At 40.5% G+C, this 26,252-nt stretch carries 30 protein-coding genes; 14 read left to right on the plus strand and 16 right to left on the minus strand.

The genetic code is table 11. The annotated features are described in order from the left end of the window. The first annotated feature begins 224 nt into the window (after nt 1-224). On the plus strand, nt 225-830 hold the full coding sequence (rsmD, locus tag SKA34_RS21020) for a 16S rRNA (guanine(966)-N(2))-methyltransferase RsmD (RefSeq protein WP_006647444.1): 606 nt from the start codon (nt 225-227) through the stop codon (nt 828-830). After that, a complete protein-coding gene (locus tag SKA34_RS21025) occupies nt 827-1,093 on the plus strand; it encodes a DUF1145 domain-containing protein (protein ID WP_005372036.1) in 267 nt (88 codons plus the stop codon). The genes rsmD and SKA34_RS21025 overlap by 4 nt, the downstream gene beginning before the upstream one ends. Before the next feature lie 69 nt (nt 1,094-1,162). Here the strand turns inward: SKA34_RS21025 and SKA34_RS21030 are convergent, their stop codons facing one another. The 4 genes from SKA34_RS21030 to SKA34_RS21045 all read right to left on the minus strand — a co-directional run bounded on the left by SKA34_RS21030 (nt 1,163) and on the right by SKA34_RS21045 (nt 4,005). Then, on the minus strand, nt 1,163-1,405 hold the full coding sequence (locus tag SKA34_RS21030) for a hypothetical protein (protein WP_006647445.1): 243 nt from the start codon (nt 1,403-1,405) through the stop codon (nt 1,163-1,165). 287 nt (nt 1,406-1,692) lie between these two features. Continuing rightward, nucleotides 1,693-1,995 (minus strand): DUF2007 domain-containing protein, encoded by a 303-nt coding sequence (locus tag SKA34_RS21035; RefSeq protein ID WP_006647446.1) that lies wholly within the window; start codon nt 1,993-1,995, stop codon nt 1,693-1,695. Between the two features lie 50 nt (nt 1,996-2,045). Next, a complete protein-coding gene (locus SKA34_RS21040; RefSeq protein ID WP_006647447.1) occupies nt 2,046-2,666 on the minus strand; it encodes a lysoplasmalogenase in 621 nt (206 codons plus the stop codon). 982 nt (nt 2,667-3,648) lie between these two features. After that, a complete protein-coding gene (locus SKA34_RS21045; protein WP_006647448.1) occupies nt 3,649-4,005 on the minus strand; it encodes a hypothetical protein in 357 nt (118 codons plus the stop codon). 189 nt (nt 4,006-4,194) lie between these two features. Here SKA34_RS21045 and SKA34_RS21050 point away from each other — a divergent pair, with 189 nt between their 5' ends. After that, complete coding sequence (locus tag SKA34_RS21050) at nt 4,195-4,527, plus strand: DUF2500 domain-containing protein (protein WP_005372057.1); 333 nt, start codon at nt 4,195-4,197, stop codon at nt 4,525-4,527. Nucleotides 4,528-4,588: 61 nt separating this feature from the next. Here SKA34_RS21050 and SKA34_RS21055 read toward each other — a convergent pair whose 3' ends face one another. Both SKA34_RS21055 and SKA34_RS21060 read right to left on the minus strand, forming a co-directional pair. After that, entirely contained in the window at nt 4,589-5,593 is a 1,005-nt protein-coding gene (locus tag SKA34_RS21055) for an acyltransferase (protein WP_006647449.1), read from the minus strand. A gap of 160 nt (nt 5,594-5,753) precedes the next feature. Beyond that, nucleotides 5,754-6,476 (minus strand): SDR family oxidoreductase, encoded by a 723-nt coding sequence (locus SKA34_RS21060; protein WP_006647450.1) that lies wholly within the window; start codon nt 6,474-6,476, stop codon nt 5,754-5,756. Nucleotides 6,477-6,843: 367 nt separating this feature from the next. Here SKA34_RS21060 and SKA34_RS21065 point away from each other — a divergent pair, with 367 nt between their 5' ends. The 4 genes from SKA34_RS21065 (at nt 6,844) to SKA34_RS21080 (ending at nt 11,079) form a co-directional block, all read left to right on the plus strand. Then, the gene (locus SKA34_RS21065) at nt 6,844-8,433 is read left to right on the plus strand and encodes an AbgT family transporter (RefSeq protein WP_006647451.1); all 1,590 of its coding nucleotides are present in this window, start codon (nt 6,844-6,846) and stop codon (nt 8,431-8,433) included. A gap of 113 nt (nt 8,434-8,546) precedes the next feature. Beyond that, a complete protein-coding gene (locus SKA34_RS21070; protein WP_006647452.1) occupies nt 8,547-9,404 on the plus strand; it encodes a LysR family transcriptional regulator in 858 nt (285 codons plus the stop codon). Between the two features lie 103 nt (nt 9,405-9,507). Next, nucleotides 9,508-10,392 carry a patatin family protein gene (locus SKA34_RS21075; RefSeq protein ID WP_006647453.1) on the plus strand — a complete coding sequence of 295 codons (885 nt, stop codon included), beginning with the start codon at nt 9,508-9,510 and terminating at the stop codon, nt 10,390-10,392. Nucleotides 10,393-10,602: 210 nt separating this feature from the next. Then, the gene (locus SKA34_RS21080; protein ID WP_006647454.1) at nt 10,603-11,079 is read left to right on the plus strand and encodes a Dps family protein; all 477 of its coding nucleotides are present in this window, start codon (nt 10,603-10,605) and stop codon (nt 11,077-11,079) included. A gap of 142 nt (nt 11,080-11,221) precedes the next feature. Here SKA34_RS21080 and SKA34_RS21085 read toward each other — a convergent pair whose 3' ends face one another. After that, nucleotides 11,222-12,445 (minus strand): EAL and HDOD domain-containing protein, encoded by a 1,224-nt coding sequence (locus SKA34_RS21085; RefSeq protein WP_006647455.1) that lies wholly within the window; start codon nt 12,443-12,445, stop codon nt 11,222-11,224. Between the two features lie 29 nt (nt 12,446-12,474). Next, nucleotides 12,475-13,092: a homoserine/homoserine lactone efflux protein gene (gene rhtB, locus SKA34_RS21090; RefSeq protein WP_006647456.1), complete on the minus strand. Its 618-nt coding sequence runs from the start codon at nt 13,090-13,092 to the stop codon at nt 12,475-12,477. Between the two features lie 265 nt (nt 13,093-13,357). Between rhtB and SKA34_RS21095 the strand changes: the two genes are divergently transcribed. Both SKA34_RS21095 and SKA34_RS21100 read left to right on the plus strand, forming a co-directional pair. Beyond that, nucleotides 13,358-14,278, plus strand: coding sequence for an alpha/beta fold hydrolase (locus SKA34_RS21095; protein ID WP_006647457.1), 921 nt, complete (start codon nt 13,358-13,360; stop codon nt 14,276-14,278). A gap of 157 nt (nt 14,279-14,435) precedes the next feature. Continuing rightward, nucleotides 14,436-15,242: a Cof-type HAD-IIB family hydrolase gene (locus tag SKA34_RS21100; RefSeq protein ID WP_006647458.1), complete on the plus strand. Its 807-nt coding sequence runs from the start codon at nt 14,436-14,438 to the stop codon at nt 15,240-15,242. A gap of 60 nt (nt 15,243-15,302) precedes the next feature. On the opposite strand, the gene SKA34_RS21105 is transcribed toward SKA34_RS21100, so the two are convergent. After that, nucleotides 15,303-15,761 (minus strand): EVE domain-containing protein, encoded by a 459-nt coding sequence (locus tag SKA34_RS21105; protein ID WP_006647459.1) that lies wholly within the window; start codon nt 15,759-15,761, stop codon nt 15,303-15,305. A 60-nt stretch (nt 15,762-15,821) separates the two neighbouring features. Here SKA34_RS21105 and SKA34_RS21110 point away from each other — a divergent pair, with 60 nt between their 5' ends. The 3 genes from SKA34_RS21110 to SKA34_RS21120 all read left to right on the plus strand — a co-directional run bounded on the left by SKA34_RS21110 (nt 15,822) and on the right by SKA34_RS21120 (nt 17,492). Further along, nucleotides 15,822-16,238 (plus strand): hypothetical protein, encoded by a 417-nt coding sequence (locus SKA34_RS21110; protein ID WP_006647460.1) that lies wholly within the window; start codon nt 15,822-15,824, stop codon nt 16,236-16,238. A 78-nt stretch (nt 16,239-16,316) separates the two neighbouring features. Continuing rightward, a complete protein-coding gene (locus tag SKA34_RS21115) occupies nt 16,317-16,904 on the plus strand; it encodes a tRNA-uridine aminocarboxypropyltransferase (RefSeq protein WP_006647461.1) in 588 nt (195 codons plus the stop codon). A 120-nt stretch (nt 16,905-17,024) separates the two neighbouring features. After that, nucleotides 17,025-17,492 carry a glycine zipper 2TM domain-containing protein gene (locus SKA34_RS21120; protein WP_006647462.1) on the plus strand — a complete coding sequence of 156 codons (468 nt, stop codon included), beginning with the start codon at nt 17,025-17,027 and terminating at the stop codon, nt 17,490-17,492. 86 nt (nt 17,493-17,578) lie between these two features. Here SKA34_RS21120 and SKA34_RS23755 read toward each other — a convergent pair whose 3' ends face one another. Continuing rightward, the gene (locus tag SKA34_RS23755) at nt 17,579-17,812 is read right to left on the minus strand and encodes a hypothetical protein (RefSeq protein ID WP_232284293.1); all 234 of its coding nucleotides are present in this window, start codon (nt 17,810-17,812) and stop codon (nt 17,579-17,581) included. A 150-nt stretch (nt 17,813-17,962) separates the two neighbouring features. Then, the gene (locus tag SKA34_RS23845; RefSeq protein ID WP_006647464.1) at nt 17,963-18,298 is read right to left on the minus strand and encodes a prepilin-type N-terminal cleavage/methylation domain-containing protein; all 336 of its coding nucleotides are present in this window, start codon (nt 18,296-18,298) and stop codon (nt 17,963-17,965) included. A 752-nt stretch (nt 18,299-19,050) separates the two neighbouring features. On the opposite strand from SKA34_RS23845, the gene potE reads away from it, so the two are divergent. Then, nucleotides 19,051-20,376 carry a putrescine-ornithine antiporter gene (gene potE / locus SKA34_RS21135; RefSeq protein ID WP_006647465.1) on the plus strand — a complete coding sequence of 442 codons (1,326 nt, stop codon included), beginning with the start codon at nt 19,051-19,053 and terminating at the stop codon, nt 20,374-20,376. A gap of 216 nt (nt 20,377-20,592) precedes the next feature. Continuing rightward, nucleotides 20,593-22,896, plus strand: a complete 2,304-nt coding sequence (gene adiA, locus SKA34_RS21140) for an arginine decarboxylase (RefSeq protein WP_006647466.1) — start codon at nt 20,593-20,595, stop codon at nt 22,894-22,896. Between the two features lie 168 nt (nt 22,897-23,064). Here the strand turns inward: adiA and SKA34_RS21145 are convergent, their stop codons facing one another. The 5 genes from SKA34_RS21145 to SKA34_RS21165 form a co-directional block, all read right to left on the minus strand. Further along, a complete protein-coding gene (locus SKA34_RS21145; RefSeq protein WP_006647467.1) occupies nt 23,065-23,277 on the minus strand; it encodes a cold-shock protein in 213 nt (70 codons plus the stop codon). Between the two features lie 225 nt (nt 23,278-23,502). After that, nucleotides 23,503-23,703 carry a hypothetical protein gene (locus SKA34_RS21150; RefSeq protein ID WP_006647469.1) on the minus strand — a complete coding sequence of 67 codons (201 nt, stop codon included), beginning with the start codon at nt 23,701-23,703 and terminating at the stop codon, nt 23,503-23,505. 336 nt (nt 23,704-24,039) lie between these two features. After that, nucleotides 24,040-24,273, minus strand: a complete 234-nt coding sequence (locus SKA34_RS21155; protein WP_039861059.1) for a cold-shock protein — start codon at nt 24,271-24,273, stop codon at nt 24,040-24,042. A gap of 282 nt (nt 24,274-24,555) precedes the next feature. Next, a complete protein-coding gene (locus tag SKA34_RS21160; protein WP_006647471.1) occupies nt 24,556-25,623 on the minus strand; it encodes an FUSC family protein in 1,068 nt (355 codons plus the stop codon). 31 nt (nt 25,624-25,654) lie between these two features. Next, nucleotides 25,655-26,224: an isochorismatase family cysteine hydrolase gene (locus tag SKA34_RS21165; protein WP_039861083.1), complete on the minus strand. Its 570-nt coding sequence runs from the start codon at nt 26,222-26,224 to the stop codon at nt 25,655-25,657. Nucleotides 26,225-26,252: the final 28 nt, after the last annotated feature.

The raw sequence follows: 26,252 nt of genomic DNA on the forward strand, positions 1-26,252 counted from the left end.
TCAGAGAAATGTGTTGATTCAGGGCTATCAGTAGCCCCATCCACTACCTGATGTTCAGTAGTTTGTTCCTTTTGAGCATCGTTATCTTCAGAGCCAAATCCGAGCCATGAAAATAAACCGCGTTTCTTTTTTTCTGCCATTGGCGAATCCTAGCGCTTGATTGGTACAATTTGCAGCCTAAAAACAGGTGTATACTATCATTTTCTTAACGGTCAAAAAAATCTATGACGCAGCGTAGACAACAAACAACTCGCAAACCACAAAATAATCGTCCTGGCGGGTTCGTTCGCATCATTAGCGGACAATGGCGTGGACGCAAATTACCCGTTCATGATGTCGAAGGACTACGTCCGACCACTGACCGTGTAAAAGAAACACTTTTCAACTGGTTAGCGCAAGACATTTATCAATCTAAATGCCTTGATCTGTTTGCTGGTAGCGGCGGTTTAAGTTTTGAAGCTCTTTCTCGTGGTGCTGAAAGCGTAACGATGCTTGAACTCGACAAAAAAGCCGCGAATCAATTAGAGCAAAACTTAAAAACCGTTGGGGCAAAAAATGCCACTGTGGTTAATGGTGACAGCTTAACGTTTTTGTCACAACAAGGACGTGCACATGATTTAGTCTTTATTGATCCCCCATTTAGAAAAGATCTTATTCAAGACGTGATCGCCGCATTGGAAAACAACGGCTGGCTTGCTCCCCATGCAATGATTTATATTGAAGCAGAAAAGGAATTGGGCAACCTGATAACGCCAAGCCATTGGCACCTATACCGTGAAAAAACGGCAGGACAGGTTTGCTACCGCTTATTTGCAAGAGAGGAACCATGAAGGCGCTAATACTTATCGCAAAACTTGCCATAGCCTTTGTTTGGCTGGTACTACTGATTAATATCGTTCACCCATTCCCTGGCGTTGCTGCCATGGCGTTGTACATCATGACAGCGTTCTTGTTTATGATGCATGGCTTACAAATGCTGATATTTATTGGCGCATTTGGTGACAAAATTAACATGTCCGGCTGGGAAAAGTGGTCCATTTTAATTTTTGGTATCTTCGCCCTACTTGATATCCGCCGTAAGCATATGATGTAAGTAAATAAAAAATAATAAAAAAGCGAACCATAGGGTTCGCTTTTTTTGTTGCTTGCCGATATCTGCGGCTTATTTATCTGCAGCAGACAGTAACTTTTCAGCAAAGGTAAGTTGTGATGCTGATTGAGTGAATACCACACCTGAGTGTGAACGCTCTGCGGTACCTTGTTTTTGGTAGTGACCTGCATTCAAGCCGTTCACCGCTGCTTTTTGAAATTGAACATTACCAGTGAACGCACCATCTTTTGCTGAAGCATTGTAAGACATAGCGATGATAGCGGCTGCGATAGTTGCTTTAATAACTGTTTTCATGAGTAATAAAACCTTATGCTTTTATGTTTTTGAACGCCTTGTGCGTTTCGATGGATGCATTATGAATAATTACACCAAAACAACAATACAGTATAAAAACAAAAGATTATTACCATTTAGTAACAGTAAAAAGAGGTCGTGAAATACTCAATAGCTGAAAATTAGACAATAAAAAGATTATTTGGAATAACATTTATCAAGTAATAAAAAGAATTAACGAAGGGGTTAAAGACGGCTGGGTTTTCTTATCATTTGCACGTTGATTTGATACTTACTTTTCATCTCGATTAAGGCTCTTGATCGCGATCACATTGGCAATTCCAACACAGTTCAAATTGCCCTTGGTTCACTTCACCGCATTGCGAACAATGCCAATCATGGTAATCAGTGCGTTCATAATCACTAACTATCCCTTGTGCGCGCTGCCATTGCCCTTGTTCAACCCACACTTTCACTTCAACAACATTTGCTGGAAGCTCTCCCATCGCGGCACCTAACGCCTCACCCGTTAACCGTGTATTAACTCCCTCACTTTCTAATAACCCTTTTACGCTATGCGCTTCCAAGCTATTACAAGCTATTACAAGCACTATAGATACACTGCCATTGCTCTGACATAGATAACTCCTCAAATGACAAGCTATAAAACGAGTACCGAGCCAACAAATAAACCTTGGGCAATAAAGTATGTCGACATAATGATCGCCGTTGCGGCACCGAACTCACCCTTAAAACGATTAACAGCCAAGGTAAGATCTGATAGCACAAATAAAATAGCGCCAACAATGGTAAATAGTGCAGCTTGGCTATGGGACAACAACCAATACTGCCCAGCAGCAAAGGTCATCGCCATAATAATGAGTATATAGAAAGCAACTGGCGTTTGTAGTGGTGCTAGAGAAGGTAACAACAGTAAGAAAACGACAATCCCGATGGCAAGACAAAGCGCAAGTAACCACCAGCTTATTGTGCCTTGCCATTGACTGACAAATGCGACGGTAAAAGCAACATGAGCAAGAAAAAAGCTCACCAGGCCTGCGAGAAAACGTTCTGCTGGCAACATTAAGTAAATGTCACCAATGATTGAAAAGCAAAGCCCTACAACAATTGCCCAGTAATAAAAACTCGGGGCACCGCTCCATACACATTGTATTACCATCAACATAACCGTTAACGGTTTACTGACATAGTAAAGCCAGCGTGGTCCACGATAAGCCGCAGTAATGTGCAATACCGCTAAAAATATAATACATAACCACATAATCAGACATTCACTACGATTTTAAATACACTCTTTGTAAAGGTGAGCAAATATCATTGTATTTGCCATCTCAATAATCAGAAATAGCGTACAACCACCTCATAATAGCTCTCAATACATCTTTGATAGATTGTAAAAGCAACCGTTCATCTCTCGTAAAAAGCTATTTTATTAATTTTTTATCACTTTATATCTACAAAAAACATCGCAACGACAAGGACACTATAAAGCCAATAAAAAAAACGCAAATAAAACATAAAGATAAGAAAGAAAGATCATGCTATCACCGTTATTTTTAACGCATATCACCTTGGTGAATAAACCACCAAAAAATAAAAACACAATCCAAATAGGCGTTTAGGTAATAATAAACACAAAAAACGACAGATTTAGTTATAAAAAAAACAAGCATCTCTACAGAAAAGTTAGAATAAACAAAAGGACAAAAGTCTAGATAACATAAACACTTATTTTGACAACTAAACAATTCACACCCGTAATGAAAAATAAAATAACAATTTAAAATCAACAATATAAAAACAAAAAAAAGTAGGAGAACGAAAACTCTCATAGTAAAAAAAACAATAAACTTCTATTTTTCTTCCATTTAAAAGCTTTATCTTGATTTTAAAATGTTTTTATCTAAGTTTTTCACTGATTTCAATTGCCAAGCCGGTTAAAAAAATGTTATTCTTTTTTTCAAGAAAAAATAGACACAGAAAAAGGATAACAAAATAATGACACCTTCACAAAAACAGGGACTTATGATGATTGCAGTTGTTGTAGGCCTAATGACATTGCCAGTTCTTTACTAAAAGAATTATCAATTTCAAAAAAATAGCGCCTATTGGCGCCATTTTTTTATCTGCGTCACAAAACGTTAAGATTCGTATTAAATTCCTACAATTTTTGATTTTTAAATAAAAGAAAACCCGACGCATTACTGCACCGGGCCTAATAAGAAAAATCTAATATTTAACGCTTACAACTTAATATGGTGCCAATTCACGCTATAAAACCATATTGCCGCAAGCGTAAAGCCACATAATAATGTAATAGCCACTCCCCATACCAGGCGACTACTTCGCGGGGCTAGCTCTTTCTCACACCAATTACATAATTTGATAAATTCATCACTAGAATCAACTAGTGTATCTGATGAGGTGAATTGTTTATTTAATTCAGCAACCTTATTCAGCTTAATTAGCACATCATGTGGTAGGCGATCTTCACAACTGATAATTAATTGCTGAAGGTCAGAGCCTTTCGCGTGATAATGCTGACGTAATAAATCTTCAATACGGCGAGAACGATCAATCACTTGCTCAATATCAATCATGAGCCCACTCCTTGTTGAGGCTATATCTTTACCTTACAACTAAAGTGCCAATATGCAAGACAAGTAACATAAAATTTGCTTCATTTTGTCGCATATAGATCACGCTTTTCTATCCATTGATTAGTGATATCTCACTGATTGTGAATAATAGCCAAGAAACTGTCTTTCATCGTTCAAGGAGTTAGTGTTATGCCAACAGGGATCATCGTGGCAATTTGCATTCTATTTATCTTCTCATTTGGCTATTTTATTTTTAGCTATCGTCGACATACGCTGGGGCTTGGCGCGCCAGAAAAAAAACTCGACGTTATGATCCTCGATAAACAGAGCAATAAAATCATCGGCGCTCAAGCGGGTGAAGAAGATGAAGAATATTGGATTTATGTTGAGCCGATATCAGGAGGACCAAAGCGTGAATTTATGGTGGGTATCCACTATTACCATGCTTTGAACCCGGGAGATAAAGGCACTATGACCTACCGTGGACAGCAGTTTATTCACTTTGCCTTACAACGTGATTAACGCTATTTAAACCGCCAATATGATGCAATAAAAAAGCCTGACATCGTCAGGCTTTTTTATTTTATGGTACCAACCAAGCGGTTTTAGGACTGCGGCTTAATAGCCAGCTTGTCCCTAATGCAAGTCCCCCCGCTATCACAGTCCAAACAGGGATAGCAATCAGAGGGTTCGCAAAATACCAATCATAATTTCGCAATGGCCATAAGAAAATAGGATGGATCAAATACACGCCTAGACTATAGCGGCTCAACACTGCTAATCGAGATCGCGCACTCTCACTAAATTTATCAAACATGTAACGACACAAAACAAAGACGCCTGCAGCAGCTATTGCCGTATTCAGGGTTTTATATGATAACCAGCGACCAATTTTATATTCGCCAGCCGTTAAACTATGGCTCACCACCATATAATCTGTCATCAACAAAGCCACAATTGCTAAAGGAATAAGCCACTTCATCGCAGGCCAATGATATTTGTACAGACAGTAGCCCAGGACTAAATAGCCACTGTATAGCAGGTAAGTTTCACTCCATAAACCATCAATGTGGTACAAATACGATCCAGTGATCACCAGCCATACCATCACCACCCCTTTAACTTGTCCAGGCTCCATACGTTGTACCGCCCATTGATAAAAAGGGACAATGACATATAAAGGAATAAAGTAGTAAAAGAAACCTAGGTGGTAATAAGTTTCATGAAAAGGCATATCAGTCAGTAGCTTCCAACTGGTCGAAAAGCTAGTGCCAGAGGCAGAAAAAGCCGAGAAGAAAGCGTAGAAAACAGACCAAACAACAAATGGGATCAACACTTTACCGACACGGCGCTTGAAATAATAGCGTCCTTCAAATGGACGTGCATCGCTGAGCATTAGCGCACCTGTGATCATAATAAACACAGGCACAGCCCAACGACTAAAACTGTTAAAAGTAATCGCGGTGATCCATTCCCAGTTAGGTATTTGCCCTAATTGTTCTCGATATGGCCCTAAAACATGGATCACAACTACAGCAATGGCCGCAACCACCCGCAGAAGATCAAAATACCCAACCTTTTCTCTCATTACCTATACCTCTGATACAAAAAAGAGAAGTTATTAATATCACTGATACCAATAACTTCTCTTTAAATATAACAGGGGATCAATAACATGTATTGAATAAGCGCGTCTTTATTAACATTACTCACGACATGCTGACATTGCCACCTTCAGCGACAACGCATTATGGTTGTTGGCGCGTTGCGGCAAGCACAATTTCACGAATACATAGATTCTGTGGTTGGTTATATGCGTAGCTAATCGCATTAGCAATATCTTGTGGTGCAATCACCCCACCCATGCCTTCTTTCCACTCTTCATAGCCTGCTTTAATTGCGTTGCTACTGGTATGGCTCAGTAATTCAGTTTCAACAGCACCTGGTGCAATGGTAATAAAGCGAACATTATCGTCAGCAACTTCTTCACGGATATTTTCAGTGATCGCGTGAACAGCAAATTTAGTTCCGCAATAAGCCGCATGATTAGGAAAGGTTTTACGTCCTGCAATAGAGCTAATGTTGATCACTGTACCGTGTTTACGTACTTTCATGCCTGCCAATACTACGTGAATACCGTTTAGCATACCCATCACATTAACATTAAACATCGTTTGCCATTCTGCTGGATCTTGTTCATCAGCCAGACCAAGTAACATCATGCCAGCATTGTTAATTAAACAATCTACAGGACCAAACTTTTCTTCCGCTTCAGCAACGGCTGCTTGGATGGCTTGCGCATCAGTCACATCTACTTCTCGACATAGTGTATTAGGTAAGTTCATTGCTTCCATACGCTCAACACGACGCGCAAGTAATAATAATGGATAACCTTCTGCAGACAATTGACGTGCTGTTGCTTCACCAATCCCCGAACTTGCGCCCGTAATAACAACTAAAGATTTAGACATAAGACTTTCCTACTCTGATAATTCGAAAAATATTCAACAGGCCGGCATGTTGTTGATGCATTCACTATAGGTCGGATTGAGAGAAGTGAAAAATATCGATTTCTTAGGTTTATCATCAAAAAAAATTATGGATAAGAGCATTTTTTATTGGCTTTTCTTATCTAACTGAAAGTATTTTTACGCAACAAAAAAACATAACATTAACATGCAGTTAAAAACCCTGTCTCAATTACATTTAAAAGACTTATTTATCAATCATTTACAATTAGAAACAATTTAACATTGATTTCACAATATTTTGCGATATAACATCTCATTCTCAAAAGCAGCACCCATTGATGGGATTAAAACTATATTGGAGGTAGTGATGCATTCATCAGCTTCACAACAACAACCTAAGAAAACACTTTTTACCCGTTTTCTTGATACCGTCGAATGGTTAGGTAACTTATTACCTCACCCAATCACACTCTTCGCTATCTTCTGTGTCGCGATTTTAGTTGCCTCTGGCATTGCAGGCTATTTCGGTGTTTCTGTTGCCGATCCTCGACCAGAAGGCGCGGCAGGTCGTGCTGCAGACGGTATGATCCACGTGGTCAGCCTATTTAATGCTGAAGGCTTGCAACTTATCGTGGCAAACCTTGTGAAAAACTTCACTGGCTTTGCACCACTAGGTACCGTACTGGTTGCCATGTTAGGTGTCGCAATTGCTGAACACTCTGGCCTACTTTCTTCGGCTATGCGTGGTTTAGTGATGGGGGCGTCTCGTCGCATGGTAACCCTCGTTGTGGTATTTGCCGGTATTATCTCTAACACCGCATCAGAGCTTGGCTACGTAGTACTTATCCCACTTGCGGCAATGCTATTCCACTCTCTAGGTCGTCACCCTCTTGCTGGTCTTGCTGCCGCTTTTGCTGGTGTGTCTGGTGGTTACAGTGCCAACCTATTACTTGGTACGGTTGATCCCCTACTTTCGGGTATTACCCAAACTGCAGCACAGATGATCGATCCTAACTACATTGTTGGCCCAGAAGTGAACTGGTACTTCATGTTTGCTTCAACCTTTGCGATCACCATCATGGGTGCATTCGTTACCGAGAAAATCGTTGAGCCGAAACTAGGCAAATACGATGCCTCTGAAGCTAGTGATGATCTAAGCCAAGATAAAATGGGCAAGCTAACTGCGATTGAAAAGAAAGGTTTGAAAGCGGCAGGTCTTGCAGCGCTAGCTGTTGCTGCGCTACTTGCACTAACCATTGTCCCTGCTGACGGTATTTTACGTAACCCACAAACAGGTTTAGTGGCTGGCTCACCGTTCCTTAAAGGTATCGTGGCATTTATCTTCGTGTTCTTCGCCATCCCAGGTTTTGTTTACGGTAAAGTAGTAGGCACAATGAAGAACGACCGTGATGTGATCAACGCGATGTCTGTGTCAATGTCATCGATGGGTATGTACATTGTACTCGTGTTCTTCGCAGCACAATTCGTGGCGTTCTTTAAGTGGACTAACTTCGGTCAGGTGTTTGCGGTAGGTGGTGCAGACTTCCTACAATCGATTGGTCTAACAGGTCCTGCACTGTTCTTCGCCTTCATCCTAATGTGTGGCTTTATCAACCTAATGATTGGTTCGGCATCAGCGCAGTGGGCGGTAACCGCACCTATCTTTATTCCAATGTTAATGCTGGTAGGTTACGCGCCTGAAACAATTCAAGCGGCATACCGTATCGGTGATTCTGTTACCAACATCATCACCCCTATGATGAGCTACTTCGGTATGATCTTAGCTGTAGCCACTCGCTACCAGAAGAACCTTGGTCTAGGTACACTGATCTCAACCATGCTGCCATACTCGATTGTATTCGTGATTGGCTGGAGCATCATGTTCTATGTTTGGGTGTTCTTACTGGGTATCCCTGTCGGCCCAGGCGCTAATACTTACTACAACATCGCAGGTTAACCTGTAATCCCCCTTTAGCCGGACATCATGTCCGGCTTTTTTATGCCTGTTTTCCCGCTTACTCGATTCCTATGATAATCTGCTCACTTAGCATCATATTCAGGTAACTTACGATGGATTTACGACTACTACGCTTTTTCATTGCGGTTTATGAAGAAAAAAATATCACCTTTGCCGCAGAGCGCTGTTTTGTTTCTCAACCGTCGATCTCCAATGGCATCAAGCAACTAGAGCAAGAGCTGAATACTGTGCTGTTCTTGCGTCATAAAAAAGGGGTCGATGTCACCGATGAAGCTCACTACCTATATCCCTTAGCAATCCGCTTACTTAACGACGTTAACACCTTGCCGCAATTGTTCCAGCAACGCACCGAGCGCTTACCATTAACCTTGGCAAATTTTCCCGATTTAAGCCAAAGCCAACTGGCGAAAGTATTTGCAACCTTGCACCACAACATTGCCAATTTATCGCTCGAACTGGTTGATCACGAAAAGCCTGCCGATGCTCGCTTAACTCTCGATATGTTCAAAGCAGAAGATGAGATCTTTTTGCCGCTATGGGATGAAGACTATGTGCTTTGCATGTTGCCTGATCACCCGTTGGCAAACTTAACATCAGTTTCGCCTGAGCAATTACATCAGCATGATTTTATTGAGTGCCCACCTTGTGAAGCCCATCAGCAAACCATCAGCTTACTCGCCTGTGATGGCCTATCCGTTAATCTCGTTGCAAAAGCTGAGCATAAAACTCAAGTTATGCACTTGGTTCAAGCAGGTCTCGGCATTTCATTTTTGCCTACAGGGGTACTGGAAAGTGCCAATCAATTGGTGACCGTTCCATTAGAAGGCCCACGCATGTTTCGCCGTTTAGGGCTTTGTTATCCCGCCAGTAAAACCTTAAATCCAGCACTTTCTGAGTGCATTAAAGTATTGAGCCAAAGTGTTACCACCATCCAAGCAGAAAAAGGTTAAGTTTTTCCTATCACACCGATAAGAAAAACCGACTGTCCCTACAACCCTGCTCGCTTTATTCTTGAGATATTGGTCACTTGATTCTAGTTATGGGTAGTTTGGTATGAGCACAGCAGAAAATTCACGAGCGCTTGTCGTTGAAGGTGGCGCAATGCGCGGTATTTTTACTAGTGGTGTATTAGATGCCTTTCTCGATAACAACTACTTAGACTTTGATTTTGCGATTGGGGTGTCAGCAGGGGCAACCAACCTCATTGGTTACCTGTGTGGTAATTACGGTCGCAGCCATAAAATCATTACCGAATATTCCCGTGCTCCTGAATTTATTAACTTTTCACGATTTACTCATGGTGGACACCTCACTGATATTGATTGGCTATGGCGAACCAGTACCCGCCATCTTCCACTCAACTTACACAAATATGAGCAGCGCCAAATTCCTTTATTTGCCACCACAACAAACCTAGAAACTGGCAAAGCTGAGTACATTGAAGTCACTCGTAATAACGTGACCCCCTTGATGGAAGCGACCTGTGCCTTACCCATTGCTTATCGTCATAACCCTACGATTAATGGCATTGCAATGAGTGATGGTGGCATAGCAGATTCTATCCCTGTGATCGAAGCTTACCGTCGCGGGGCCCGTGATATCACGGTAGTACTGTCTAAACCTTTAGGTTTCCACAAAGCAGAAACCAAGGTGCCATGGCTGATCAAATCCATGTTCCATGATCATCCTGCGTTTGCTGATGCGGTGATCAAACGTGCACAGCGCTACAATGCCGCGCTCGATTTTATTCATCACCCACCGAAAGATTGTAAAATTACCGTCATTGCGCCAAATAACGACTTTCAAGTTGGGCGTCTGACGCGCAAGCTCGATAAACTAGAGCAAGGCTATGCGATGGGTAAAGCAGCCGGTAACCGTATTTGTGGTATCACCCCTTGCTATGGTCAAAACTGCCACGGTGATTTAATCGCAGCGTAAATATTAATAACTATCTTAGAAAGCCACTCAATGTTTGCCGAATCTCATCTGGTGGCTTTCACTTATCTAGCCGGCAATAGATAGTTAACACCTATTGGTACAATAGAACCTAACAACTATACCTATCATAACGTTATCCCTATACTGACCACATCTTCTGAAAGGTAAGCACCTTTTGGTCAATTTATCGAATTAAGTAAGGAAAGTAGCATGACTAGCGAAATGAATTTAATCGGTCTCGATACCCAAAAAGCAAAAGCTCTGGCTACAGACCTCAATAAATTATTAGCTGATTACCAAGTGTTATACATGAATACCCGTGGCTATCACTGGAATATTAAAGGACAAGAATTTTTTGAGCTTCATGTGAAGTTTGAAGAGATTTACACTGATCTTCAGCTAAAGATCGATGAACTTGCAGAGCGTATTTTAACCCTTGGTTATACGCCAGATCATAGTTTCAGCTGTTACCTCGACGTAAGTGATATCCAAGAACATCGCAATGCAACACAAGGAAAAGACTGTGTTGAAGGCTTAGTGAATGGCTTTAGTGTCTTGCTACGTTTAGAACGTCAAATTTTAGTGCAAGCAGGTGATGCTGATGATGAAGGTACGGCTGCATTGATGGGTGATTACATCCGTGAGCAAGAAAAACTACTATGGATGTTAAACGCATACCGCCAATAGAAAATAAATAAACAAGCAGATATGGATTTAGTCGGCCATATTATGCGCTTGTAACGTTGTATCAACGACGCTGCTCCCTCCGACTCTCCAACTACAATATTACGATTCCTATTCGGGGGCGAGACTACATAGCCCCCACTTTTTATCGCTTTAAATTCACCGCGGTACATTTATCTGCCCACTCAACCGCAGTCAAATAACTTTCATGTACCACTTCTTCTTTTATTCCAAGCACCTGACAACAAATCTTTACCCGTGTCCAATCTGCAGTACTGAACGCATCAACCACATCCAACACTAACCCTAATCGCCCATTACGTTGTAAAAGTGCGGATTTAATTTCAGGTTGAAGCTGGATCATATTCAGTAAACTCTCTAGTGAATTATCAAGCAGAGCATCCAATAACGAAAACATCCCTGCTAAAAAGGCTTGTTCTGAGCGAAGCACAATGCCACCTTTTGTCACCAGTAACTCACACATTTTGGCGCGTAATAACGATAAAGCATAAAGTTCTTTCGGCTTCTCAAGCGCAGCATGTGCGGTCGCCACAACACCAATAAATAAGCGTAAGTTATCTTCACCTAAATACACTAAAGCTTGGCGAAATGAGCTGATCGGTGAGCGTAAACGCTTGGTCACGGTATTGACGTAACGGAGTAATAAATAGGACAGGGAGACGTCACGGCTAATAATGGTTTCGATACGAGAAAAATCCACCGGATCATTGGAAATTTCATGCAGTAGCTGTACCGTTGTGAGCTCTGATGGTGCCACTTTACGGCTTTTTAGCACTTCAGGTTTACTGAAAAAATAACCTTGGAATAAATGAAATCCCACAGCGAGTGCTTGCGCATAATCCTCATAGGTTTCGACTTTTTCTGCTAAAAACTTGGTTTTCAAGTGCTGGTTATCTTTTACATATTGGCAGGCTTGATCAAGGCCTAATGCCAGTAAATCTAGTTTAATGACTGATATGTAAGGCAGGAAACGCTGCCATTCAGGATGACAATCAAAATCATCAAGCGCAAAGATATAGCCTTTTTGATGGAGATGTTTAACTGCCTGTAAAAGTTCATCACTTGGACGACAACTTTCAAGGATTTCAATAATAACTTTATCTTTAGGCAGTAATAATGGCATTAATTCAATCAAACAATGCTCAGGAAAATTAATAAAGTTTCTCTGACCTTTGTATGAACGGTTGTCGCCAATCGCCATGTAATTTTCCATGACTAAGCGACATGTCGCTTCACTCGCATCGATATTCGGAAAAGCATTACTTTCTCCGTCACGAAATAATAATTCATAGCCAATCGTTTGTTGCTTACGATTAAAAATTGGCTGACGAGCAACATAGGAATACATCAAACCTTTCCTTTATCTATCATCAAAATTTACGCTCGAGCCAAAGCAAGTAAAGCACCACATCCAATAAACATAGATCCGAATAAACGGTTTAAACGAGACATCACCGTTGTTGAACGGATATAGCGAGTAAAACGTGACGCTAACAGTACATAAAATAACATTACACAACCATCAACGACTAATGTCGTTGTACCAAGTACCAATAACTGTGGCAATTGAGGTTCTAGTGGATTGATAAACTGAGGAAATAACGCAACTAAGAACACAATCGTTTTGGGATTCGTTAAATTGACAAACACTGCCCGTTTAAACAATGTAGCAGCCGATACAGAGCTATCACATTCGTGTAAGGCTAATGCTGACTTCTCGCGCCACTTTTGGATCCCCAGCCACACTAAGTACACCGCGCCTAGCCACTTAATAATGGTAAAAACCAACTCAGAGCCGGCGACTATAGTTCCTAGCCCTATGCCAACAAGAATGATGTGTGCAGCCATGCCACACTGCAAGCCGATAATAGAGGCTAATGACTTACGCCAGCCATAAACCATCCCATTACTGATTGAATTTACGGTACCAGAGCCTGGGGCAAAACTAAAGATAACTGCAGCGAGCAAATATGCTAACCAAACATCAATACTCATGTGATCTCAGTGAAATATTTATGACATTTATAAAATGCGTTTATAACCTGAATAGAGCAAATAAAGCAATATGGATACACTTATTCTGTCTTAGATAAATAAGGTATACTGTATTAATAATACCATTTTTGACTAATCCACAGTAATCGCCACGCCATAATTTGCTGTGATGCTTTTCAAACAGATAAATTTCGGACGCGCTTTAATGACTTGTCAACCTTCGACTTTTCCCCCTTTTTCTCAAGAAGAACATTTCAGCCACACAATGACGAATGCGGTAAGTGAAATGTGGCAACAACGTCACGAAGGAAAATTCACTGGCGTTAAACAATGTGAATTAGGATGGGTCAGTTTAACCCCAAAGCGCAGTGATAAAGTCATTATCGTGGTTAATGGGCGAGTAGAAACCTATTGGAAATACCAAGAGCTGTTCTACGATTTAGTTAAACAAGGCTACCACGTTTATTCCTTCGATCATCGTGGCCAGGGCGTCTCTGAACGATTAGTTGCTGATCATGAATTAGGATATGTCGAACACTTTGATGACTACGTTGAAGACCTGCATCTTTTTATGCAAAACATCGTAAAACCACAAGATTATAAACAGCACTTCATCCTTGGTCATTCGATGGGAGGGGCAATAACCAGTTTAGCACTGGCTCGTTATCCCACTCTTTTTGACCGCGCCGTACTTAGTGCACCCATGCATGGCATCTATGTTAAACCTCACTTAAAGCCCTTTGCCGAAGCACTGATCGGCATCACCGAATTATTTTGTCGTCAACCTCACTATGCTATTGGTCAAAAGCCCTATTATGCAAAACCGTTCGATGGCAACTTACTCACCCACAGCCAAACACGTTACCAATGGTTTCGCGATCTTTACGATGTTCGCCCTGAATTACGCATTGGTGGCGCAAGTAATCACTGGGTATGGGAAAGTATTAAAGCGGCCCGTCAAGCGATTCAGCAAGCCAATACCATCACTATCTCTGTTCTTTTACTTCAAGGCAGTGAAGATAAAATTGTTGATAACGCCTGTCAGCAGCAGTTTCAGCAACGGCTAAACCAAGGCTCAGGGCACTGTAATTTTCAGATTATTGAAGGTTCTCGCCATGAGATCTTATTTGAAAGTGATCCGCTCCGTAATCAAGCGATTACGGCACTCTTGGCGCATTTTGCTTAATCTTCACTAACAGACTTTCGTTTTTATCAAACGAAAGGAAAGCGGAAGTCTAATTATCCTACTTTAGCCTCTTTTTTCCTCATTAACTTGTTTTAGAATTAATCACTTTTTGGCATGCTACATATCATTACCGCCCGTTTTACTATCGAGAGTCCACATGTTTAAAATTGTTGCTTCAGATCTAGATGGCACCTTGCTTACTCCTGAGCATAAGATCGCCCCGTATACTCAAGATGTCTTACAACGTCTTTATCAACACGATAAGCATTTTGTATTTGCAACAGGTCGCCACCATATAGATGTCGCTGGTATGCGTGAAGAACTGGATATCCCTGCTTACATGATCACATCAAATGGCGCCAGTGTGCATGATGCCGACGGTAATCTTGTGTTTCAACAAAGTTTAAGCCCTGAAGTGATCCGTGGCGTTATTGCACTAGCAAAGCACGATCCTGATTTACACATTCACTTATACCAAGGCGACCATTGGCTACTCAATCATGAAAATGAGGCACTGCGTGAATTCCACGATAGCTTTCACTACCAGTTATTTGATGTTGAGAACCCACCGACAGATAACGTATTAAAAGTTTTCTTCACCCGCGATGATCTTGACCATGAGAAAATGGTGAAGTGGGAGCAAGCATTTAATCAAGAGTTTAAAGACAAAGCTAATATCGCTTTCTCCACACCTTGGTGCTTAGAAGTGATGGATGCTGGCGTCTCTAAAGGCGATGCCTTAGCTGCTGTAGCCAAAGCGCTAGAGCTGACATTAGATGATTGTATTGCCTTTGGTGATGGAATGAATGATATTGAAATGCTATCAATGGCAGGTAAGGGCTTAATCATGGGCACCTCTCATGACAAAGTGAAACAAGCACTACCAGATAATGAGGTTATCGGTTCGAGTGCTGATGAAGCGGTAGCGCACTACTTAGAAAAGCATCTCCTTAATCACGCATAAAAACCCGTAGAAAGGCTGTTAAACACAGCCTTTTCTTATATCACTCCCCTTGAAAACAGCTTAGAACTGCCCGGTCATGGTTAAAATTTCCTGCCATTGCGTGTCAGTAACTGGCATCACGCTTAAGCGACTGCCTTTTTTTACTAGTGACATCTCAGCCAAGGCTGGATTGGCTTTCATACGTTTTAAGCTAACTAACCGTAAATGACGTTGGTATTCAATATCGACCATAAACCAGCGTGGGTTCTCTGGATCTGATTTCGGGTCAAAATACGGACTTTCGGGATCAAACTGGAAGTGATCGGGATACGAGGCTTTAATCACCGTTGCGATCCCAACCACACCAACATCTTTACACGATGAATGATAAATGAAGACTTGATCGCCTAATTTTACCTCGTCACGTAACATATTACGTGCCTGATAATTACGAACGCCTTCCCAAGGTGAAACTTTTTGTAATTTTAGGGTGTCTATAGAAAATGTATCTGGTTCGGTTTTAAATAACCAATAGGCCATATTGTTCTACCATTACTGCCAACTTCCTCATGAATTTGAGCCTACCATAGAGAGAATAAAATGACAGTTTCACGGTTACCCCTCGCCCTTATCTTTACCGCATCCACACTAACCGGCTGTGCCAGTTGGTTACCAAGTAGCTTGGGTGGCGATGACAGTAATAGTACTTGGGTGGGTGAGTATCAAAGTCAGCCAGAAATGGGATTAACGACTCTACTTAGCCTTAAAAGCGATCACTCTGCGACAACCACATATCAATATACCAATGGCGATCCAAGTCTAAAAGAAAACGGGAACTGGCAGGCGATCAGCGACACTCAACTGCAAGTAAAGATGACCTCACATCATGGGCTCAATAGCGAACGTATTTATACCTTTGATCCGAGTAGGAAGCAGCTCAGCGCAACAGAAGAAACCGTCAACGGTCAGAAATATCACATCGGCAATGATGGGTTAGTGCTGACAAAACAAGACTAAACGCCACTATCACAATCGTGACTTAAGACATCGATATATGCCACACTGCAAGGGTATTTGAGGTTAGGAGAAATAACCATGTCATGCCCTCGCTGTGGCTTTCAGCATAATTGTATTTGCAACCTTGAGCCACACCTTCAGTGCCCCGCACACTTTGTGTTATTAACTCACCCTCGAGAGCTTAATAAAGATACCAACACAGGTAAGTTACTGGTAAACAGTTTGCCCCATTGCCGCGTTGAGGTATGGCAACGTACCGAGCCGCCAGTACACTTGCTAGCGCAACTGCGTGATCCTCGCTACCAAGCTTATTTGGTTTTCCCAAGCGATGAGCAACATCCGACTATCGAGCTACCTCAAGCACGAACTGAACAACCAATTCCCCTATTTATTATTCTTGATGCCACCTGGCAAGAAGCGAAAAAAATGGTTCGTAAAAGCCCTTGGCTTAGTGACTTGCCGCGTTTAGCTTTAACGCCACAACAGGCATCAAACTACGCCTTACGACGTAATCAACAAGACGGTAATTTATGTACCTGTGAGGTGGGGATAGTGCTACTTTCTCAACTGCGACTCACAACAGAAGCAGCACAGTTACAACAATACTTCGCGGCATTTATTGATACTTTTCATGCTGATAAAAGTGGGCATAAGAAAACGAATTAACAGATTCAGTACATTATGTTTACTGTTTTAGTAAAATGAGTTTTCGTGCTTTCTTTTCTCATCGAATGAGCTCAAATTACACCCAATATTTAAACACTGTATTTTTATTGAAGAAACAACATGAAAACAAAGATACTTGCCTTAACCGTGATTTTATCAACGCTAGGTCTCGCAGGCTGTGCAGCCAATCCTTATGGTAATGCTTACAATGTTAATGATGCACGCCAGATGCAAGAAGTATATTACGGTACTGTGGTTCGCACCCAGTCGGTCACATTAAATGGTAATGGTAATGGTATTGGTACACTTGCCGGTGGTGCTATTGGCGGTATTTTAGGCTCTGGCGTAGGTGGTGGGACAGGCTCTGAAATTGCAACCATCGGTGGTGCATTACTCGGCGGTTATCTAGGTAATGAAGCGGGTGAGCAAGTCACAAAACGTAATGGTGTTAACTTAACCATTAAGCTAAACAGTGGTCGTACCGTCTCTATCGTGCAGCAAGTTAATCCAAACGTCATGTTCCATAATGGTGAGCGTGTTCAAGTTAACATTTCTGACGATGGCACTTCACGCGTGACTCCAGCTTAAGTGTTTCTTCTCAAAACAACATCAAAAAGGCGCTCATTTAGCGCCTTTTTCATTGATAGTTATAGATAGTGTCTCAGCATTTATCATCAACGACTGTAATCGTCGGGGGCATTTAGCAAATTAGGCTCATTCTGATTATGGGCTTTATTATCTGTTGCTTGATGGCAGATATTAAAATAACTCTCTAAATGAAAGGCCGTTAATACATAAGGGCAAATCCCTTCCTGCCAAATTTTCTTATGGAACTGATACAGTTTATTTCGCCAGCCTGATAAAGATTTATCACCAATGTCGGGAACGGGAGGCGTATGACCAGACACTTCCGCTCCCTCAGCTAAATCAAGGTACATAACAATGCGTATCTAAAATCTGTTTTTGTGAAAGTCCTGATAGGTCTTTTAATGAAAAGACCATCATCCCCATATTCAGCTTCAGCTTACTGCCAGCCCAATCACTCCATACATGATCGCCTAACGCGAGTTTTTCATATCAATAGGATAATGATACCAAATATTCGGTGAGGCTAGCGCTTGAACAATACCGCTCTTCGTTGCTGTGAGATAACCATTCGCTATCGATATGCCATCAACAGTAATCACTAAAGCTGTTTCTTTCCCACTCATCATCGCTTTGGCGTTTACGGTTGCAGATGTTGATTGCAAGGTACCGACTAGCTGATGGAGATCAGCCTTACGAGCATCGGATTGTATTTGCAGAAATTTGGGTACCGCAATCACAGCTAAAATACCTAAGATAATAATAGCTATGACTAACTCTATAAGAGAAAAGCCGAATTTACGCTTCATTTATTTACCGCCAAAACCTAAAACATGATTTAAAGGCATAATAAATAAAATGAGTATTTTTATTGAAAATAATGACGGTCTTTTATTACAAAAAACGATTAAAGACATCATTAATATTATATTTATTATTAATGAATCCTGAACGTATCGTTTAAGTTTTTACTATACCTCTCAAAATGACGCCGATTTCTTACTAAAAAGTACTTTTTATTGTCATTAAATAAAAATTAACCCTGCATAAGAAAAAAATAAACGTCATTTAAATGGCATTTAACCGCACAAAAAGTGAATAACTATATTTTAGTTATTCTCTTTCCTAGCCTATTTTGTATGATGAATCTCATTCGGTGAGATTTTCAACCTCTTGTTATTCATTGCTATTTTAAAAAAACACCTGACAACAATAACTTATAAGCTGGCATTGTTCACGATAGTGGCTGATCGAATAACGATACTGTTTGTCATTTTTAACACTAAAAATGGAACGTTTCATTCCGAAATTAACGTTTTTTTTTTAGCAAAACAGTCGCATTATACGCTCCATCGAAGGGATGAAGAGTTCACTCTCATATATAAGTCTTAATAACCAAGGTTTATATCTGAGTTATTTTTTAGTTCGTTCCCCCTACTGAAAAATAATAAACAATAACCTAAATGTTATTAATGAATTCACCATGGATTGGGTCTTATTAAATATAACAATAGCTACTTATTTTTGTTGTAGTTATTACCTTCTAATCATAGGTGAATATATGTCATCAGATACTGGCACTAAAAAAATGGGCCTTGTCGGCTTAACTGTACTTGTTGCAGTTAACATGATGGGTTCCGGTATTATTATGCTACCAGCGAGCTTGGCTCAAGTTGGTGCAATTTCAATGTTGTCTTGGGTGGTTACAGCAATAGGTGCAATGTGTATTGCTTACACGTTTGCTAAATGTGGTGCTTTTTGTAAACGTTCAGGCGGTATGTCAGCTTACGCAGAAGAAGCACACGGCAAATCATCTTTCTTTATCTCTTCTTACACATACTATGTATGTCTAGTAATTAGTTGTGTAGCAATTGCCGTATCAGCTGTTGGTTACATTAAGCCATTTATGCCTTGGCTAGATACACCAGTACACACTTTCTTCGGTGTATGTGCAATTCTTATCATTACGATGATTGCTAACTTTGGTGGTCCTAAGATCACAGGTCAAATCTCAGCATTCACTGTTTGGGGTATTATTCTACCTGTACTTGGTCTATCTATGATCGGTTGGTGGTGGTTCGATCCACAAACATTCATGAGCGCATGGAATCCACACCATGACACTACAATGCACTCAGTATCTTCAGGTATCGCACTAACTTTATGGGCATTCCTAGGTATTGAATCTGCAGGTGCTAACTCTGATGCTGTTGAAAATCCAGAGCGTAACGTACCTCTTGCAGTACTATTTGGTACAGGTTTCGCAGCGGTTATCTACATTGCGTCTACTGGTGTTATCCAAGGTATTATTCCTAACTCAGAACTAGCAGCATCTACTGCACCGTTTGGCTTAGTATTCAGCCACATGTTTAACCCAACAGTAGGTAACATTGTTACACTAGCAGCGGTTATTGCATGTATCGGTTCTCTACTTGGCTGGCAGTTCACTAACGCTCAAGTATCTAAAGCTGCAGCAGATGAAGGTCTATTCCCTAAAATCTTCGCAAAAACTAACAAAGCAGGCGCACCAATTGCCGGTATGCTTATCATGTTAATTGCTGAGTTGCTCCTTGCTGTGATGACGATTTCTCCAAACTTGATCAGCCAGTTCAACGCACTATTGAACCTAGCCGTATTTATTAACATGGTACCTTACATCCTATCTATGACAGGTTTGGAAGTGTTACTTCGCAAAAATATGGTATCTAAAAAGCAATACCGCCTTGGTGCAACTGTGGGTACATTAGCTGTTCTTTACAGTATCTACGGTGTGTACGCTTGTGGTGCAACTGCAGTATTCGGCGGTACTATCTTGACACTACTTGGTTATATCTTCTATGGCTTCATTGCTGCACGTGATACTAAACCAACAGTTCAAGTAAACTAATTAAAAATTTAATAAATTCGATAATAAAGAAATTTATTAATAACCAGCTAGAACGAAAATGGGAATAAATAATAAATACACTGCAGATTAATATAGACATTAATAACAGTATTATTTATTCCCTACTAAAAATATTAGGTAAGACGTTTATTTCTTCATATTAATTATGTCGCGGTAAAACACATCTGCCATCAATTATTTTATTCAGGCGTTATTATGAACAACAATAATAGTACAAATAAAATGCGCGCTCTCGTTATTGAGCACCAAAACATTACTCCAAACAGCTTTGCAGATCGTGCAACTAAATCATTAATCGCTGAATTAGAAAGCCGTACTATCGAAATCATTACGGCAACTTCTTACGAAGATGCACGTGCTGTTATTATGGCGTCTCAAATCGATAGCCTTGTATTAGCACTAGAAAAAACAGAAGAGCAAATCGTTAACTCTCACGAAGAAGTAGATTTGTTAGCAGCACTACAAGCACGTCAACCTGAAGTGCCAGTATTTCTACTAGCAGAACGCGCTCGTACGTCGATTCTTAACAACCGCCAGTTAATGGAACGTGTTGATGAGTGTTACTCTGTACTAGAAGATACTGCAGATTTCGTTGCGGGTCGTATCGTTGCTTCAATGCGTCGCTACCGCTCACAAGTACTACCGCCTTTCATGAAAGCGATGATGCACTACAACGACATCCATGAGTACTCATGGTCTGCACCTGGTCACCAAGGTGGTATTGGTTTTACTAAGACCCCTGCTGGTAACCAATTCTTTGAATTCTTCGGTGAAAATCTATTCCGTACCGATATGGGTATCGAACGTGCAGCACTAGGTTCACTACTTGACCACAGCGGCGCATTCAAAGATTCAGAAGTTGAAGCCGCTAAAGTATTTGGTGCTCACCAATCTTACTCTGGTATCGTTGGTACTTCTGGCTCTAACCGTACAATCATGCAAGCTTGTATGAAAGATGACGACATCGCTATTTGTGACCGTAACTGCCACAAATCAATCGAACAAGGTCTGATCTTAACAGGCGCACGTCCAATCTACATGGTACCTAGCCGTAACTGCTACGGTATTATCGGCCCAATCAGCAAAGTTCAAATGAGCAAAGAAGGCATTGCACTTAAAGCTAAAAATGCAGGCATTCCTTTCAACGCTGATGAGAAAAAAGCAGGCTACGCGGTTGTAACTAACTGTACTTACGACGGTTTATGTTACCACTCAGAAGTGACTGAAGCACTACTAGGCGAAAGCTCTAGCCGTATTCACATGGATGAAGCATGGTTCGGTTACGCACGCTTTAACCCTATCTACAAGGGCCACTTCGCAATGCGTGGCGATGCTAAAGACCATAAAGGTCCAACAGTATTTGCAACTCACTCAACGCACAAGTTATTGAATGCATTGTCTCAAGCATCATACATTCACGTACGTAACGGTGAAAACGCGATCAACTTTGACCGTTTCAACCAAGCATACATGATGCACACATCAACATCGCCACTATACGCCATCTGTGCGTCTAACGACGTTGCGGCTAACATGATGAAAGGCGAAAGTGGTAAGACACTGACTGACGAAGTAAACCGCGAAGCGATCATCTTCCGTCAAAACATGCGTCAGCTATTCAACAACTACACCAATGACAACGATTGGTTCTTCAAGCCTTGGAACGCAGAAACTGTTACAGAAATGAACGGTGACAAGGTTAACTTTGAAGATGCATCTGTTGAGTCTCTAATGACTATCCAAGAGAACTGGAAACTGACTCCTGGCGACAAGTGGCACGGCTTTGACGAAATCGACAATGACTGGTGTATGCTTGATCCAATCAAAGTTAGCTTGCTAACTCCGGGTCTTGACGACAACGGTAATTTCCTAGAAACAGGTGTTCCTGCAGCGCTTGTGACTGCATACCTAGGTCGTTTCGGTATCGTACCAACACGTACTACTGATTTCCAAGTAATGTTCCTATTCTCAATGGGGATTACTAAAGGTAAGCGTGACACATTGATCAACACATTGTTGTCATTCAAGCGTCACTACGATGCTAACGCAGATATCGAAACACTATTACCTGAGCTAGTTGCATCAGCACCAGAAGTGTACAAAGGTCTTGGCCTTAAAGATCTTGGCGAGCGTATGTTTAAGTATCTAGTTCGTCACAACCCAAGCCAAGTACTAAACCACGCTTACTCTAGCCTTCCAAAAATGGAAGTGAAACCACGTACTGCTTACCAGTTCGTCGTATCTGATGACGTTGAGCTAGTACCTTCTGACAAGCTAGTGGGTAGTGTTGCTGCGAACTCTGTTATCCCTTACCCACCAGGCATCCCAATGCTAATGGGTGGTGAAAACTTCGGTGACGAAACAAGTCCTCAAATCCAGTACTTGAAAGCACTAGAAGCATGGGATGCAGAATTCCCAGGTTTCGAACACGAAACTGAAGGCGCAGAGATCGAAGACGGTAAATACCACGTTCTTTGTATCAAAAAAGACGCTCTATAATCGACTAAGTCGATAACGTGACTACCTAAATCCCCGCTCATTGAGTGGGGATTTTTTATCTATTTAATCGCGTATACATACCGACATAACATCACGATCACAGCACCAAATTACAGATATAAAAAATGCCGGCCTTAGCCAGCATTTCATGTTCATCAATAGATAAACTTATAGTGCAATAACATTTGCCGCTTGCAGGCCTTTTTGGCCTTGCTCTACGTCAAATGAAACTTTCTGACCTTCAGTCAAGGTTTTAAAACCTTCTGAAGCGATCGCACGGAAGTGAACAAAGACGTCAGCGCCGCCGTTGTCTTGGGTTAGAAAACCAAAACCTTTCTCTTCGTTAAACCATTTTACTAAACCAAGTGTTTTATTAGACATTATGTGTCCCTTATATTTATTTCATTGAGGTGTCGCAACACGCGACGGCCGAAATAACGATGTTTGAACTATCGAGAAAGCAAAGGGAAACACGGATAAAACAACAAAAATGCAGCTATAAACAGTTTTCTTCTACGAAAAAGATGACAAATTTCAATTTTCAGCGAGTAAGGTTATTAAATTAAGCGAATCAGTTTATTCGATTAATTTAATACTCTTCAGATATTAATAAGAGATGGTGAAATTACCAATTAATTTATCATCAGCATTAGTAATATCGCCTTTACCGGTTTTCTCACAGTATGTGAATTTAATATCAACATTACCTTTCATTAATACATGTCGGGTTAATACATCACTATTTAATTGATGAATAGTCGAATTCCAAGAATGTTTATTTTTTAATAAATCAAAGTTTACGTTCATTATTTTACTGCTTCTTTTGTTTGTGTATTAATTGTATTTACAGGGCGGTTTTGTTGAAACCAAAAGCGTTTACGACCAATTGATCGAGACATGGAATATCCTTATTTTTATCATTAACTTAAATGCATTTTTAAAACATTTATTAGTGCATTTAAATTGTAAAATGTGTATAGATTTATTTATTATAGGTAACGAGGGAAATAGAAACGTAACTACAAATACAAACAAAGCAGATATTGGAAGTGGTTATTATTTTCGATGATACGGTATAACTAATTATTATTAATTTTTAAATTGGCGCAAATAGCATATTACTCTTTGCGCCAACTTAATTTCTTATAGCGCTACAACGTTAGCTGCTTGTAGGCCTTTTTGACCTTGCTCTACTTCGAAAGAAACTTTTTGGCCTTCAGCCAAAGTTTTAAAACCTTCAGAAGCGATAGCACGGAAATGAACGAATACGTCAGCGCCGCCATTATCCTGAGTAATGAAACCGAAACCTTTCTCTTCGTTGAACCACTTAACGATACCAGTAGACATATTGTGTCCCTTATTTAATTTAAAATTCATGAGTTATCGTAATAGAAATCACGATGCGCTGAAAGCTTGAATTATTGAATGTGACGATGAAGCTAAGGGAAACACTGAGGATGACGACAATAACGAAGAAATTCTGAGGTTTTACTTTTACTTGATGTTTCATTAATAACTCTGAACAACAGAGCAGCGCCATTATTGTCTTATAACCAAAAATTGTAAAGGGTTATTTTCTATAATTCTTAGTTATCATTGCAACTTGTTGATAGTAATAAATTTAAATTTAAAATAAACATTTTAGGTTTAAATTTCGATTCAATATTCCTCTTTTTCTCTCTTTATTTTAAATACTGGGCTAATAAAATAAGTCACAACATAAACACTTATCACACCAATAGCACCACCCAATACAACATCGAACATTCGAACCAAAGCAATTGATTCTGTATGTGTCATCGAGCCAGCAGCAATAGCAATTAACATACAACGTAATGTAAAAGCGACAGGATAAGGTTTAATTACTAGGGTTAAAGGAATTAGAAAAGCGGCAAAGCTACTTAGTAATGTGGCACTTCCAATAAATGAAGATAGATAAACACCTCCACCTCCTAAACTTAAACCTAATACCGCTCCTCTACCTCGATGTTTAAACTTTTTATGCATACTACTTAGCTCTCCGGTTATCACACTCACCGAAGACCAAATAACCCACTGCCCTTGCTCTATAGCGAAATATTTAACAAAAGCCGCGGTCATAAAAATAGCGCAGAAAATACTTAATACCGAATAAATGACCGCTGGTTGTTTTTGAACGATATAGGGATGATCCCTACCAATCAGAGCATATGTCCGATTTTTCGGTTTTTTAGCCATATTTAAAAAGACTAAAACCAATATTGGCCCAATTAAGGTAACGGGTAATTGCTCAAGTAATTTTATATACGCAAGAGTAAAAGCATGAGGAGTTACACGATCATAAAGCTCACAACTTAAATATAACGCAGGGATCAATATCCAATTCCCTAACGATTTTAAATTTTGATCCCAATAAGCAAAACTAGCGCAAATCGCACCCAATAAAGCACTGAACAAAGCAAACAACAACGGAGAGTTTTGCACCCAATACAGCACCGTAAAACCTAAAATAATAGCCAACCAATGTAAGCACGTTTCTAATAACCCACTCAAGCCTAAACTATTTTGCACACAAAAAAGTGCCCCACTCACCAAACCCAGTTGCAGGTAATGATGATCGCCGGTTATACACGCCACAATGAAACAGGGAAAAATAGCAACCGTCATGTAAACAAGCGTTGGTACATCACACCATGCAGATAGCGTCTGTTTTATATGCCGCTGATTATAGCCCCATGTCATTTTCATCGGTTTTATGCTCCTGTATTTGCATCAATTACTAACAGGTAAGCTGTTCAACACTGATCACTTCGGCAAGTCGAGAAAGCAACTCTATAGACTGTTGATGCGTTTGCTGACTGTCTGCAGCACAAGCGTCTTCAATGATCGTTACTTGATAATCGCGGTCATGCGCATCTCGGGTCATTGATTGAATAGCTAAAGTTGTACTCACACCAGTTAAATACAAATGATCAATACGGTTAGCACGTAAAACCGCTTCTAGTGGCGTACCGTAAAAAGGACTAATCCTTGGTTTTTCAATAATAAAGTCACTCGTTTGTACATCTAAATCTTCATGAAAGTCAGTACCAAAGCCGCCTAACTGCAATGCCTGATATTGATTAGCCAAACCAAAGATTGGCGAGTTTTTGGGTTGAGCATAATAATGGGATTCGAATCCGACTTTAACGAGAATAACTATCCAATCATTTTTACGGGCATATGCTAACGCTTGGTTGGCATGGGTTATCGCATTTTGTTCTTGAGCATGCAAAGCACATGATGGGATTTTTCCGTCGGGGTGGACAATATCATTAATAAAATCGATAACGAGTAATGCTTTTTTCATCATGAATTTCTCTTGTTAGGTCATTAGC

Origin of the sequence: Photobacterium sp. SKA34 (assembly GCF_000153325.1) — a bacterium.
Classification (GTDB): Bacteria; Pseudomonadota; Gammaproteobacteria; order Enterobacterales; family Vibrionaceae; genus Photobacterium.